The organism is Phyllobacterium sp. NPDC097923 (assembly GCF_044760925.1).
Classification (GTDB): Bacteria; Pseudomonadota; Alphaproteobacteria; order Rhizobiales; family Rhizobiaceae; genus Phyllobacterium; species Phyllobacterium calauticae.
In genome coordinates this window covers 691,772-705,324 of record NZ_JBIWBL010000001.1, presented here as the reverse complement: position 1 = coordinate 705,324, position 13,553 = coordinate 691,772, and the positions used below count along the sequence as shown (strand labels likewise).

Below are 13,553 nucleotides of genomic sequence, written 5' to 3'. Positions count from 1 at the left end.
CGAACAGGGCTGCTCCCTCATGTTTCGAAATAGCGCAGCCGGTCGAGATCGGACATCAGCCCAGGCTGGTTCGGCTGCCAGTTCAACAGTTCGCGGGTGCGCGTGCTCACGGCATGCGCATTCATACCGGCAAAGGTGGCGAACCAGCCGAAATGTTCGGCCGCCGCCTCGGGGGGCTTGGCCACCACAGGCACGTTCAGCCGGCGGCCGATCAGCGTGGCGATGTCCTTGAACAGCACGCCTTCCTCGGCAACCGCGTGATAACGGTCGCCGCCGGTCCCCCGTTCAAGGGCAAGCCTGTAGACGGAAGCCGCATCCAGCCGGTGCACCGCGGGCCAGCGGTTGAGCCCTTCGCCGACATAGGCTGACACGCCCTTTTCGCGCGCGAGGTTGATGAGGTGCGGTACGAAGCCATGGTCGCCGTCACCATGAACGGACGCAGGAAGACGGACCACTGACGCGCGCACGCCATCGTCTGCCAGCGCCGCAGCGGTTGCTTCCGAAACGCGGGGCACAGCCGCGGAAGCCGGGTCGGGCAGGTCTTCTTCCGTCGCCGGGCGATCCCGTCCCAAATGCGCCATTCCCGTGGTGACAAGCAAGGGGCGATCCGAGCCTTTGAGGACAGCGCCAAGCGTCTCGATGGCGCGGCGGTCCATCTCGCAGTTCTGCGCGAATTTCGAGAAATCATGATTGAACGCCGTATGGATCACTCCATCTGCGGCGGCGGCGCCATCGCGCAGGCTTGGCAGATCGTCGAGATCGCCGCGATGCGCCTGCGCGCCGAGGGCGGCAAGCGATTTGGCCGCCGCGTCCGTGCGGACAAGGCCAAGCACCTGATGGCCCGCCTTGACGAGTTCCTCCACGACGGCAGAGCCGACAAAGCCTGTGGCACCGGTAACGAAGACACGCATTCCACTTCTCCATTTTAAAATGAATTGACCGCAATCACGGCCGTTGTGGAGAAGATAGGCGGTTGGAGAAATACGATCTATGCTGTAAAGTCTGCATTATCTTCGCAATCGTCCGGAATGACCATGGACCCGCTCTCAGACGTCCTGTCCCTGCTTAAACCGCATAATTATATGTCCGCCGGCTTCGATGCCGGGGGCGAATGGTCGATCCAGTTTCCGGAAAGCCGGGACAGCATCAAATGCGGCGCCGTGGTTTCCGGTCAATGCTGGCTGTCCGTGGAGGGCGTTGCCGATGCCGTGCACCTCGGCACGGGCGACTGCTTCCTGTTGCCGTACGGCCGGCCGTTTCGCTTGGCCAGCGATCTGACGTTGTCGTCAGTCGAGGCTGTCACGGTTTTTTCCGCTGCGCGCAATGGCGGCATCGCCGTGCATAAAGGCGGCGGCGATTGCTTTGTTGTCAGCAGCCGTTTTGCCCTGACCGGCAACCATGCCAACGTGCTGTTGGGAATGCTGCCGCCGATCGTGCACATCCGCAAAGACGCGGATCAGTCCGTGCTGCGCTGGCCCGTGGAACTGATGATGCGGGAGTTGCGCGAGCGGCAGCCCGGCGGCTTTCTCCTGGTGCAGCACCTCGCCCATATGATGCTGATCGAGGCGCTGCGATTGCATCTGGCCGGAGGATTGCAAGGCGGCGTCGGCTGGCTGTTTGCTCTGGCGGACAGGCAGATGGGCGCTGCAATCAACGCCATGCATGAGAATCCGGCGCGCCACTGGACGTTGCAGACACTGGCGGAACGGGCCGGCATGTCGCGCTCAACCTTTGCACTCAAATTCAAGCAGACCGTCGGAAAGTCCCCCATGGAATATCTGACGCGCTGGCGGATGCTGGTGGCGGGAGACAGGCTGGAGAATTCAAGCGATCCCGTGTCCGCCATTGCCCTGTCGCTCGGTTACGACTCGGAAAGCGCCTTCAGCACGGCCTTCAAGCGGGTCATGGGCTGTTCGCCGCGCCAATACGGCCATAGCGGGAGGACCGCCTTGTCATCGGAGAGCCCCCTCGCATCGCCCCTCGTGCGGCGTGCCCTTTCAGAATCTCCAGCTTAGATCACCGCGCACCCCATGCGCCTGCACCGCCGACGACATCTGGCCGGTATAGGAAACACCCAGCGTGACAGTCTTCGTCACCGCGTAATCCAATCCGGCTTCAGCAATGAGAGCATCCCGCGCAATCGGCGAACCTTCGACTGGGAACGGCGACCCTCCGGCCAAGGCGAATGTTGTATCCGGAGCAACGTCGCCAAAGGCATGCTGCCACCCGAGCATTCCCCTTGCCGCCAGCTTGGCCGTGTCACCGACGGGAATATCCGTCCGGGCGCGTAGGCCCAGCGTTGCATAGACGTTGTCATCAACGTCGCCGTGGGATTTGAGCCCTGCAGTCCCGCTTTCCCCGATGCCATCGGTATGAAGGTTTGCATAGGCGAGACCTGCGAATGGCTCCAATGCCACACGATTGTAATCGAAGGCATAGCCTGCCTCGCCGAAAACCTGCACCGTTCTCGCGGCGTAATCGGCAGCGGATGCACCAAATGCCGTGGAACGGCTTGTTTCCACCGTGTGCCACGTGTGGGCAGCGCCAAAACGCAAGGCCAACGCATCCATCTGCGTACTGGCATAGGCAGCGATCGTATAGCTGTCGACGGACGCCGAGGACGCGCGTGCCGGAGCGTCAAGCGAACTGCTGCCATATCCTCCGGCAAAGCCTGCACGCCATGACTGCCCGAATTCGCCGTCAGCCCCCATATAGAATCCACCCGAGGAGCGCTCGAGCTTCGCAGCATTCGCATTGCCCGACAGGTGTCCCCATGAACCGTAGGCCTGTCCCCAGACCGCCGAGGAGGCATCGGGTGCGGCGGGAATTTGACCACCCGGACCGTAGGCCAGAAGAGGCATCGACGAAAACGGAGCAGCCCCCGATGCCGCGCGCAGACGCGCGGAGATGACATCCCGGGCAAACCGGCTTTCGTCGAGCAGTGCCGATTTGACGCTCGAATGGATTTCACCGGAGAGCGAGTCGAATATTGTCCGCGCATCGTGGGCATTCGACCCGATAATCAGGTCGTAGATGGATGCGGCGGGATTGCCTGTCCCGGCAGTGCCGGACAGCACCAGCCCGCCGAGACTTTCCACACCGGCACCCACCGATCTCTGGTTCTTTGTCGTGCCAATATCGGCAAAAGCCGTCTTGTTCCGCAAAACGTTCAGGTAGACATTGGTGGCATCGTAGCCGAGTGTCAGGTCGAGGAAGGCGTAGTCAGCCTGCACACGGCTAAACGTTCCGGTGAGCCCGCCCGAAGCAAGGATCGTGTATCGGGCATCACCGCGAAACGTGCCCGGATTGAGGAAAGCATCAACTGTGCCACCGTCAAGCTGCGCCGTGCCCGTCACGTCGACACGGCTGGTACCCTCGGCTGCGCCGATCTTGACCCGCATGCTGGCATCGGCGGATTGGTGATAGTTGCCATCAATTGTCAGCGTTCCGCCGGCGCCGCCCCAGCCGCCATAGACGATGCCCTGATTGTCGACATTCCCGTAAATGATGCCGTCTCCGGAAAGGGCTCCGCCACGGCCTACCAGCGTATCGGATGCGATACTGCCTGCCAGCGCCAGAGTACCGCCATCAATCCGGGTTTTTCCGGCATAGGTGCTGTCGCCAAACATCAACAGCGTTCCATCGCCTGATTTGACCAAGCCTCCTGCGCCGGTAATGTCGTTGAACCATCGGCTCTGACCACCGTCAAATTTGACGTTGAAATCGCCCCAATCAAATTTCCCCGGCCCGAGCACGGCACGACCGGCATCGAGAAGTCCGTATCCGTAGGCATCATCGACGCCGGGAGCGCCAATGTCGAAGGCGGTTCCAAGCAGGACCTGCCTGACCTGATCCATCGTCATGTAGGGGAACATCTGTTTGACCAGGGCTGCGGCACCGGCAACGTGCGGCGCCGCAAAGGAGGTTCCGTTGATCTCCTGATACCCGCCTCGTCCGTCCACGGTAATGACGGAATAAGCGGGCGCAGTCAGACACCAGTTTTTGGCAACGCCGCACTGATTGCCATATTCATAATCATAACCGGTCACCGCCAGCCAACCCCGTTCCAGCTCCGGAATGAGATAGGGCAACCCAGCGTTAATGGAGGACTGGCTGCGACTGTCGTTGCCGGTTCCCCAGATAAGCAAGGTGTCGTTGGCCACGGCGTGCCTGTACGCGGCGATTTCGGCTTTGTACGCCGATGAGATGACATCCGGCGGATAATCAGTGATCGCCACTTCTGAGCCGTAGCTGTTGTTGATGATATGGACGTTACGGGAAACCAAAGCATAAATTCCAGCAACGGCGGCATCTGCCTTGACCATATCGTCACCGGCATCGACATTGACGGCAACAATGGTGGCCCCCGGGGCAACACCATGCATTCCCTTGCCATCCCTGTTTGCGGCAATCACACCTGCGACAGCAGAACCGTGCGTGACCGCGTTAGAGTCGATATACCAGGGCTTGTCGGGCTGGACGGTGATACCCTCATCATAGCGTCCGGCAAATTCGGGGTGATCCCTGGCCAAGCCTGAATCGATAACGCCAACCTTGACGCCGCTGCCGTCCACGCCCATGGCATAAGCATAATTCGCGTAGATATAATCGAGCCAAAACTGAGCCTTGTACTCCGGTGTCCGCCACGTCTCTGGATCGGTGGGGTCGCCTGCCGTTTGCGCGAACGCTGTCCCGCAAAAGCATACGCTTAAAAGCAACACGGCGACGTGCTGCCGGCACTTGCTGGCAAGTTTCATGGTCGTTTCCCCCAACCCCACCGTGCCCCCCCTGGGAACGACAGCACAACTTCTAATTGTTGGAGGGATATAGTCCAACGATTCAATCAGCCATACGGCATTTGCCGTATTTCGTGCCATACGGAGGACGACGAAGCTTCCCGCGCTTTCTGCTGCAGACTGTTAACCCTGTCGTTCTGTTCCGGCGCCCGTGCTGTCGAAGTACGACGAGTGCCGTATGTTCCCTGCGCATTTCCGGGCGTAATTGTCCCTCCGCATGATGTCGTCGCTTGGTTCGATCCATGTCGCAATCGCCCAAAGTCGCTCCGGATAATGAGAGCGGTCCCATCTGCTGGAGGAATAATGATGTTGCCGCTCGAACAACTGATGCCGTTTGTCCTGGCAACATTGCTCTTTGCCTGCATGCCGGGGCCAGCGATTCTCTACATGACCGCCCAGACGCTGACCCATGGAACCAGTGCCGGGCTGAAGGCTGCCTGCGGTATTCACCTCGGCTGTTACGTGCACATTGCCGCGACGGCGCTGGGCTTGGCAGCACTCCTTCACAGCGCACCACTGCTTTACACGGTGATCAAGTTAGCTGGCGCCGCCTATCTCGTCTGGCTGGGCATCACCATGTTCATGGGCGGAAAGGGCGGGCACAAAGACACCGTTTCCGCGGGTCCCGGTGTTTTTCGCGACAGTGTCGTCGTTGAGGTCCTCAACCCGAAGACGGCATTATTCTTCCTGACATTTCTGCCGCAGTTTATCGACGCCAATCTGAGTGCTCCGGTCTGGCTGCAGTTTCTGCTGCTTGGCATGATCGTCAATCTCGCCTTTTCAGCGGCGGACGTTGCGGCTGTCGGCATTGCCTCGGTCACGCTTGGCCGTATGACGAAGGCCGGATCAGGATGGATTGTTCCAAAGGTCTGCGGATCCATTCTGATTGGTCTGGGCGTCACATTGGCAACCAAGAACATCTGACGGGACACGATCTTGCCGGCGTTCAGCCGGCGGACAGTCCAAGACGGATGGCATAGGCCGTCAGTTCGGCTCCACTGTGCAGATTGAGTTTACGCATGAGGTTTTCGCGATGTTTGCGTGCCGTGAGCGGACTGATCCCCAGACGCTCGGCAATATCACGTGTGGAGATGCCGTGAGGAATAAGGGTCAGGATTTGCTGCTCGCGCCGCGTCAGTTCGACGGGAGACGCAATAGCAGGTTTGGGCTCATGGAAGCCGTCTTGCTTGCCGTGCTGGTCGACGGCAAAGCGCACTTCTTCGGCAACATAGGGTTCGCCGCACCGCATGGCCTCGATGGCGGCCAGAAATTCTGTCGCGTCGCCGCTTTTCGTCAAATAGCCGTTCGCGCCGGCATCAAAGGCGGCGCGAACAGAACGCGGTTCCAGATTTGCCGTCACAATCAAAATCTTCAGCTCGGGCCAGGCCGCACGCACGTTCCTGATGAACTGGAATCCGTTCACGCCCGGCATGCCAAGGTCAAGAATGAGAAGATCGGCGGCCGTTTCCCGGAGCAGGCGGTCGACCGTGTCGCCATCCGCCGCTTCGCCGGCAACCGTCACGCCGTCGATGGTCGAAAGCAGGAGCTTGAGCCCTTCACGCACAAGAGCATGATCGTCAGCAAGGATGACCCGCGAAAACTCGAGCATAAGGCGTACCTTCTTGTTAAAAAACCAACGGCGTGCATCATGCTCGCATTCCCGAGCCAGAGTTAAAACAGCAATGAGAATTGATCAACATTTACAGCCTCATCTTATCGATCTTTTATACCGACAATCTTACGCAGTATTATTTGCCAACTTCATTATTCCTCTTCCGGTTTTGTATGTTCTCCGGAATTTTGTACAAAGCGAGCTTCTTTTGTCGTGGGTGGGGGCGATCTACTGTCTGACAATCGCCCGTGTCCTGACATCAAGACGCTATTTCGGGCGCCCCAAATCCGAGGCGGAACAATCCGGCACGGTTTTATCGTCCTGGGCCTGGCGTTTCACGATCCTGTCGTGGGCATCGAGCGCATTGTGGGGTTTGCTTGGCTGGTTCGGTTTTTTATCGGCGGAGCCGCAAATGCAGGCTTTCACCACCATCGTACTCACCGGCCTGGTATGCGGCGCCATTCCATCACTGTCCGCATTTCCACCGGCCTATGCGGGTTCGCTGATTGCCATGCTGTTGCCTATGGCAATCCGCGCGCTGACGGCGGAAGCAGCAATCAATGACGTTTATCTGGTGTTTGTTGTTTGCCTTGCCGGTGTCAATCTTTACTACAGCCGCGTGTCGTACAAATCGATGGTCGAGACCGTTCTGCTGCGTTTCGAGAACGTGACACTCATTACCCAATTGAAGGAAGAGCGGGACAAGGCCCGGGCAGCCGATCGCGCCAAGTCGCGTTTTCTGGCGGCGGCAAGCCATGACCTGCGCCAGCCCCTGCACGCGCTCAGCCTTTTCAATTCGACGCTGGCCACGCTGGGCGAACGGGGCGACGTCCGCGGTGCAGACGCACGCACGCTGGCGAAGCGGGTAAAATCGATCACGGGAAACCTCAGCGGCTTGCTGAATGCATTGCTCGACATGTCGCGCCTGGACGCCGGCATCGTCACAAGCGCAAAAGAACCCGTTTCACTGTCGCGCTTGTTCGATGATCTGCATGACGAATTCAGCGGAACCGCGCGGGAGCGCAACCTCGAATGGCGTCTGGTTGATCGCGATCTCTGGGTCTACACCGACCCGATGATGCTGCGGCGTATCCTGGCAAACCTTCTCACCAACGCATTCAACTACACCGACCACGGGAAAATTCTCCTGGGTTGCCGCAAGCGCGGTTCAAATGTCGAGATACAGGTGCTCGATACCGGTATCGGCATTCCTCCCGACCAGCAGGAAACGGTGTTCGACGAATTCCACCAGTTGAACAATCCGGCGCGGGATCGCGACAAGGGGCTGGGCCTTGGTCTGGCAATCGTCCGCCGCACGGCGCAATTGCTCGGTCATCCCTTGAGGCTCGTGTCGCGGGAGGGCCGCGGTTCGATGTTCTCGATCCTTGTTCCGCTGACGTTGCGCCCGCCGGCGTCTCTCCCCGCGCGGCAGGCTGCACTTTCCGGCTCTCTCTGCATCATGGTGGTCGACGATGAACCGGATGTTCTCGACGCCATCACTCAACTGCTGACGGTCCTGGGGCATAGGGTTTACGCGGACAAGTCTGCGGCGGCTGTGATACGGCTCCACGCTTCGGCACCGGAACGGACGCCGGTGGATTTGATCATCGCCGATTACAGACTGGCGGCCGGAACAACCGGATTGGAGGCAATTGCCGACCTGTTCAACCATCTGACCTATACGGTTCCGGCGTTCCTGCTGACAGGCGATACATCCCCGTCCGTCTTGAAACAGATTGCCGAAAGCGGCCTGCAAATGCTCAACAAACCCGTTGATGGCGACGCTCTTCAGGCCGCTATCGACAAAGCCGTGCGCCGGAACATGCCGCAGAGCCTTTCCTGATCAGTTATGATGGTATGATGCGGACCTTGTACGTGCCTACTTTGGGCGAGGAACCGGTAATCTGCAGCTCATTGTTTTCAAACTGGAAATGCGAGGAGGTGACCCGGAACTCCGTATGGACAAAGACGGGATTGAGCTCGCCCTTCTCGGCAAACCGCACGGACGAAACATCGTCGTCGCGAAAGCTGAGATATACCCGCGTGTGCTCATGTGCCAGCCGCGCGCTTTGAAAGATGACATCGGCGTCGAAACGGCACCGCTCACCCCGATCCCGGTTGATACCAAAATGCTCGATGAAATTGCCCATAGCCTCAAAATTCCTGGCTATGTTTGCACTGTCCTGTTCGGAGTCGTTCATGATTGCCCTTTCGTCTGGCGCCGAACGATTAAATCACGGCTTCGTCGCGCTCCCGCCAAAGGGACACGATGGCCGTCAATTTTTCTCACTCCCACTCGATCGTGCCTGGCGGCTTCGACGTGACGTCATAGACGACGCGGTTGATGCCCTTGACTTCGTTGATGATCCGCGTGGCCGCCTGGCCAAGGAAGCTCATGTCGTAGTGGTAGAAGTCGGCTGTCATGCCGTCGACGGAAGTGACGGCACGCAGGGCGCAGACGAATTCGTAGGTCCGGCCATCGCCCATGACACCGACGGTCTGTACCGGCAGAAGCACGGCGAAGGCCTGCCAGATCACATCGTAAAGGCCCGCCTTGCGGATTTCGTCGAGATAGACCGCATCGGCCTCACGCAAAATCTCCAGCTTCTCGCGGGTGATGCCACCGGGGCAGCGGATGGCAAGGCCGGGGCCGGGGAACGGATGGCGGCCGATGAAGGAATCGGGCAGTCCGAGTTCCTTGCCCAGCACGCGTACTTCATCCTTGAACAGCTCACGCAGCGGTTCGACAAGTTGCATGTTCATGCGCTCGGGCAGACCGCCGACATTGTGGTGCGACTTGATCGTCACCGAAGGGCCGCCCGTGAAGGAGACGCTTTCGATCACGTCGGGATAGAGCGTTCCCTGTGCGAGGAAATCCGCGCCGCCAAGTTTCTTGGCTTCTTCCTCGAACACTTCGATGAACAGGCGGCCAATGGTCTTGCGCTTCTTCTCCGGATCGGATTCGCCTTCCAACGCGTCGATGAAACGATCCTGCGCGTTCACGAGGATGAGTGGCAGGTTGTAATGTTCGCGGAACATGGCAACCACATCGGCTGCCTCGTTCTTGCGCATCAGACCGTGGTCGACAAGAATGCAGGTGAGCTGCTCGCCAACCGCTTCATGGATGAGCAAGGCGGCAACGGAGGAATCAACGCCGCCCGAGAGGGCGCAAATCACCTTCTTGTCGCCAACCTGCTTGCGGATCGCAGCGACGGCCTGTTCGCGATAGGCGGACATGGTCCAGTCGCCCTTGATGCCGGCAATGCGATGCACGAAATTCTGCAGGAGCTTGGCGCCGTCGGGCGTGTGCACGACTTCCGGATGGAACTGTACGGCATAGAATTTCTTGGCTTCGTTGGCGATGGCAGCGAACGGCGCACCGGTCGATGTGCCGACAACCTTGAAACCATCGGGAATGGAAACGACGCGGTCGCCATGGCTCATCCAGACCTGATGGCGTGTCCCCTTGGCCCAGATGCCGTCAAACAGGGCGCATTCTTCCTGAATGTCGAGGAAAGCGCGGCCGAATTCGCGGTGATGGCCGCTTTCGACCTTGCCGCCAAGCTGCGCACACATGGTCTGCTCGCCATAGCAGATGCCGAGAACCGGGATGCCCGATTCAAACACAGCCTGCGGCGCACGCGGGCTGCCGATATCCACGGTGGAATGCGGACTGCCGGACAGAATGACCGCCTTCGGCTTGATGCGGCGGAATGCTTCGTCAGCGGATTGGAAAGGAACGATCTCGGAATAGGCGCCAGCTTCGCGCACACGGCGTGCAATCAGCTGCGTTACCTGGCTGCCGAAATCGACGATGAGGACTGTATCGGGATGAGTGGGTGTGTTCATGGCGGGCCTTTAAAGCAATTGCCGAGTCGATGCAATGGGTCACTCCACCACACACGGATGCCAATTGCATTTGTTCACAATTTGAGAGGAATCATCTTTGTGTTGTGGTGTTTGTTCGCATTCGAACCTCTAGCGCAACGATCGCTCCAACGTCATGACAACCCATTTGTTGAGACTCACCCCGGCGCGGCGCGCGGCGCTGGAAATGGCCTTGTGCAGGACCGGTTCCGCACGCACGACAAACTGACCGGAAAATGGCTTCTCCGGCTCCTCGCCGCGCTCGGCGCAAAAGGCCAGATAGTCCTCGATGGAGCCGGCAAGCGCTTGCTTCAGCTCTGCCGCAGATGTTCCCTGAAAGGTAAGGACGTCGCGAAGATTGATAACCTCGCCGTGGAAAAGAGAAGCATCTTCATCGTATTCGATAACCGCTTCATAGCCCTTGTAATGCATCGTACTCATGGTCTTATCTCCGCTTCCAGCAGAAAGCGCCTCACTGATTTCACCGCGCCCTTATCCGTTTCCTTTTGCGGATGCGGTCGATGAAACACCGCGCGGATGCCATTCAGGGCGATACGAACCCGTGAGCCCTGCCCTTCCGTAATCTCGCCTCCACAAGCGAGGATGAGCGCCTCAATATCCCGCCAAGCAATACCTGCACGGACGGGTTCGGCAAAAATGGCGGCAAGCGTCGCCCGATGCTTCCGGCTGAGATCCATATAATGATATCACTTTTCAGTATCAATAAAATAGTCGATAAGAAAGTCAAAAAATTATAGCGTGATCGCCCCGGTCTCCAGCGCGTGGCCCATGGCCTCCACGGCCAGCGCCAGTTTTTCGTCGATTACATGCAGATATTCGGTCCAGTCACCGACATGGCGCAGGTCCGCAGCGCCATCGGAAATGCCGCGCAACCCGATCAACGGCAGGCCAAAACGCTGGCAGGCGCGCAATATGGCAAAAGTTTCCATCTCCACCATATCCGCATCGATCCGGTCATAGGCGCTGCCCGAGACGATGTTCGCGCCGGTTGAAAGCGATGCTTCCTTCACGCCCGGGATGCGCAGCGGCAAAGGCACGGTGACCGGCAGATCGAGAAACGGCGTTGCCCCCTTGGTGAAGCCAAGCGGCGAAGCGTCCATGTCGCGATAGGAGACGCTTGTCGCCTGATAGACTTCGGTCTGCTCCAGCGTCCGCGACCCGGCTGATCCCAGCGATACAACAAGGTCCGGTACGATTCCATCCCGTTCCAGCGCCGCCAGATTGGCCGCCAGGCTGACCGCCGCCTCCACCGGCCCCACACCGGTCATCAGCGGCCGGAACAGCCGCTGCAGATGCGCCCCATACTCCGCATCGACCGCCATGACGAACAGGACCTGTTTGCCGCCAATAGCGGCCAGTTGATAGGGCAAACTCATGTCAGGACACCGGATTGAGCAGATACAGCGATGCGTTGAGCAGTGTGGCAAACGCCACCCAGACGAGATAGGGGACGAACATGACAGCCGACGGTCTATCGGGCTCCCATGTCACCCGGATGAAGGCGATGATCGAGACCAGCAAAAGCGCGATGACCAGCAAGGCAAATCCCATTTGCTGGAAGCCGAAAAAGGTCGGAGACCACAGGAAATTCAGGATGAGCTGCGCCCACCAGAATTGCTGGGCGGAGGTCATATCGAGATCCCACACCCGCCACCCGGCAACTGCGATCAGGACATACAGGATCGTCCACACCGGCGCAAAAATCCAGTTCGGCGGGTTGAATGAAGGCTTGACCAGCCCGGCATACCATTCGCCCGGCAGCGTGATATAGCCGATGGCAAGCCCGCCACCGACAGTCAACACGAGAAACAAGAGAAACCCTACGGACCGGGACATGGTAGAACCTTTCCTGCGGACAATGTCGCGGATGGTTGTACCGTTATTTCTCGCGTCTGAGAACAGAAATGAAGAAGCCGTCCGTCGACGTCGACAATGGCGACAAGATCGTATTGCCATCCTTGAACAATGGCGCGAGACCGTCGCTCGCCGAGACCGCCTCCTGCCAGAGCGGGCGGGTATCGACCGGGGTATAATCAGGGTTTGCCCCCAGGAACGCAGCGACCTGTTGGCCGTTTTCCGGCGCAAACAGCGAGCAGGTGATGTAGACCAGCCGCCCGCCCGGTTTCACATAGGCCTTGGCCGCGTCAAGCACCTCGCGCTGTTCCACCTCGCGCCGTTCCAGCTGCTGCTCGCTGAGGCGCCACTTCGCGTCCGGCCTGCGCCGCCAGGTGCCGGAACCGGTGCAGGGCGCATCGACCAGAACGAGATCCATCTGGCCTTCAAGCGGGATCAGTTCACTGGAATTGGCGTGGGCCTGCGCATTGCGCACCCCTGCCCGTTTGAGCCGGTCAAAAATGGGGGCAAGCCGGGCACGTTCCGCGTCATAGGCGTGAATTTGCCCCTTGTTGCCCATCTGGGCCGCCAGCGCCAGCGTCTTGCCGCCGGCTCCAGCGCAGTAGTCGAGCACCTGTTCGCCAGGCCTCGCACCGCTGAGTTTGGCGGCAATCTGCGACCCGAGATCCTGCACCTCGAAAAGGCCGCGCTGGAAGGCTGGTTCCGCCTGCACGTTGGGATGACGGCCCATGGCGCGCAGCGGCGGCACCCGCACGGCGGTTTCCAGCAGCGGCGCGGCGCTGGCTCCGGCGCGAACCAGTTCCTTCAGCACCTTTTCGCGATCGGCCTTCAGCGTGTTGACGCGCAGATCGACCGGCGGGCGGTCGCTGAGGGCAGCGGCTTCACCCACCCAGGCATCGCCGAAAATCGCCTGGAAATGCGGCACACACCATTCTGGCGTGTCGGCGCGCACATGATCGGGCGCAGCTGCGAGGTCACGCTCCAGCCAGATGGCCATGCGGTCGGCTTCGAGCGGCGCGGGCGCAAACTTATCACCATCCAGCGCGGCATTAATTTCATCGATAACCAGTTCGGCATCGGACAAGAGCACGCCAAAGGCAATATGACGGGCCGCATTGCTGTCCATGCGCCAGCCGAGCGACAATTTCCGCCGCAAGGCATCATAAACGATATTGCCGATGACCGCGCGGTCACCCGCACCGGCAAAGCGGTGCGACAGTCCCCAATCCTTGAGCGCATCGGAAGCCGGGCGTTTGCGGGTCTCAATATCGTCCAGTACTTCGATTGCCGCCTGCAGGCGTCCGCCAAGTCGCATGGGAATTCCTTCTTGTTGTCTACCGGCCTCGCATACATGGCAAAGCCAATAAAAGAAAGCCGGAGCATCACGCTCCGGCTTTCACATT

13 protein-coding genes are annotated in these 13,553 nt (G+C 59.6%); 3 read left to right on the top strand and 10 right to left on the bottom strand.

Annotated features, from left to right (window positions below):
• Window positions 1-17: 17 nt before the first annotated feature.
• Complete coding sequence (locus ACIQWS_RS03545; protein ID WP_346307306.1) at window positions 18-911, bottom strand: SDR family oxidoreductase; 894 nt, start codon at window positions 909-911, stop codon at window positions 18-20.
• 123 nt (window positions 912-1,034) lie between these two features.
• Between ACIQWS_RS03545 and ACIQWS_RS03540 the strand changes: the two genes are divergently transcribed.
• On the top strand, window positions 1,035-2,015 hold the full coding sequence (locus ACIQWS_RS03540) for an AraC family transcriptional regulator (protein WP_346307307.1): 981 nt from the start codon (window positions 1,035-1,037) through the stop codon (window positions 2,013-2,015).
• Here ACIQWS_RS03540 and ACIQWS_RS03535 read toward each other — a convergent pair.
• A complete protein-coding gene (locus ACIQWS_RS03535; protein ID WP_403170246.1) occupies window positions 1,998-4,757 on the bottom strand; it encodes an autotransporter domain-containing protein in 2,760 nt (919 codons plus the stop codon). The two genes, ACIQWS_RS03540 and ACIQWS_RS03535, sit on opposite strands and share 18 nt — an antisense overlap.
• Before the next feature lie 345 nt (window positions 4,758-5,102).
• On the opposite strand from ACIQWS_RS03535, the gene ACIQWS_RS03530 reads away from it, so the two are divergent.
• The gene (locus ACIQWS_RS03530; RefSeq protein WP_403177445.1) at window positions 5,103-5,720 is read left to right on the top strand and encodes a LysE family translocator; all 618 of its coding nucleotides are present in this window, start codon (window positions 5,103-5,105) and stop codon (window positions 5,718-5,720) included.
• A 22-nt stretch (window positions 5,721-5,742) separates the two neighbouring features.
• Here the strand turns inward: ACIQWS_RS03530 and ACIQWS_RS03525 are convergent, their stop codons facing one another.
• A complete protein-coding gene (locus tag ACIQWS_RS03525) occupies window positions 5,743-6,405 on the bottom strand; it encodes a response regulator transcription factor (RefSeq protein ID WP_346307309.1) in 663 nt (220 codons plus the stop codon).
• 220 nt (window positions 6,406-6,625) lie between these two features.
• Here ACIQWS_RS03525 and ACIQWS_RS03520 point away from each other — a divergent pair, with 220 nt between their 5' ends.
• On the top strand, window positions 6,626-8,251 hold the full coding sequence (locus ACIQWS_RS03520; RefSeq protein ID WP_403177441.1) for an ATP-binding protein: 1,626 nt from the start codon (window positions 6,626-6,628) through the stop codon (window positions 8,249-8,251).
• Window positions 8,252-8,255: 4 nt separating this feature from the next.
• Here the strand turns inward: ACIQWS_RS03520 and ACIQWS_RS03515 are convergent, their stop codons facing one another.
• The 7 genes from ACIQWS_RS03515 to ACIQWS_RS03485 form a co-directional block, all read right to left on the bottom strand.
• On the bottom strand, window positions 8,256-8,609 hold the full coding sequence (locus ACIQWS_RS03515) for a hypothetical protein (protein WP_223611609.1): 354 nt from the start codon (window positions 8,607-8,609) through the stop codon (window positions 8,256-8,258).
• Between the two features lie 85 nt (window positions 8,610-8,694).
• On the bottom strand, window positions 8,695-10,257 hold the full coding sequence (guaA, locus tag ACIQWS_RS03510; protein WP_288194770.1) for a glutamine-hydrolyzing GMP synthase: 1,563 nt from the start codon (window positions 10,255-10,257) through the stop codon (window positions 8,695-8,697).
• Between the two features lie 129 nt (window positions 10,258-10,386).
• Window positions 10,387-10,716, bottom strand: coding sequence for a type II toxin-antitoxin system HicB family antitoxin (locus ACIQWS_RS03505; RefSeq protein WP_403170241.1), 330 nt, complete (start codon window positions 10,714-10,716; stop codon window positions 10,387-10,389).
• Window positions 10,713-10,973, bottom strand: a complete 261-nt coding sequence (locus ACIQWS_RS03500) for a type II toxin-antitoxin system HicA family toxin (protein WP_403170238.1) — start codon at window positions 10,971-10,973, stop codon at window positions 10,713-10,715. The genes ACIQWS_RS03505 and ACIQWS_RS03500 overlap by 4 nt, the downstream gene beginning before the upstream one ends.
• A gap of 54 nt (window positions 10,974-11,027) precedes the next feature.
• Window positions 11,028-11,672, bottom strand: coding sequence for a 5'-methylthioadenosine/S-adenosylhomocysteine nucleosidase (locus ACIQWS_RS03495; RefSeq protein WP_403170236.1), 645 nt, complete (start codon window positions 11,670-11,672; stop codon window positions 11,028-11,030).
• A 1-nt stretch (window position 11,673) separates the two neighbouring features.
• Window positions 11,674-12,132, bottom strand: coding sequence for a TspO/MBR family protein (locus ACIQWS_RS03490; protein WP_346307312.1), 459 nt, complete (start codon window positions 12,130-12,132; stop codon window positions 11,674-11,676).
• 43 nt (window positions 12,133-12,175) lie between these two features.
• Window positions 12,176-13,465, bottom strand: coding sequence for an RsmB/NOP family class I SAM-dependent RNA methyltransferase (locus ACIQWS_RS03485; RefSeq protein ID WP_403170234.1), 1,290 nt, complete (start codon window positions 13,463-13,465; stop codon window positions 12,176-12,178).
• Window positions 13,466-13,553 lie beyond the last annotated feature (88 nt).